At 58.7% G+C, this 317-nt stretch carries 1 rRNA gene; it reads right to left on the bottom strand.

Going from position 1 to position 317, the window contains the following annotated elements:
* Window positions 1–317: ribosomal RNA gene (locus tag HMPREF3011_RS10850) — 16S ribosomal RNA — on the bottom strand; the annotation flags it as partial.

Below are 317 nucleotides of genomic sequence, written 5' to 3'. Positions count from 1 at the left end.
CGCCGCTTGTGCGGGCCCCCGTCAATTCCTTTGAGTTTTAGCCTTGCGGCCGTACTCCCCAGGCGGGGCGCTTAATGCGTTAGCTACGGCACGGATCCCGTGGAAGGAAACCCACACCTAGCGCCCACCGTTTACGGCATGGACTACCAGGGTATCTAATCCTGTTCGCTCCCCATGCTTTCGCTCCTCAGCGTCAGTTACTGCCCAGAGACCCGCCTTCGCCACCGGTGTTCCTCCTGATATCTGCGCATTTCACCGCTACACCAGGAATTCCAGTCTCCCCTACAGTACTCAAGTTATGCCCGTATCGCCTGCAC

Source organism: Corynebacterium sp. HMSC074C04 (assembly GCF_001838295.1).
Lineage (GTDB): Bacteria > Actinomycetota > Actinomycetes > Mycobacteriales > Mycobacteriaceae > Corynebacterium > Corynebacterium amycolatum.
The sequence above is the reverse complement of the archived record's forward strand: the minus strand, read 5'-3'. Positions and strand labels throughout refer to the sequence as shown.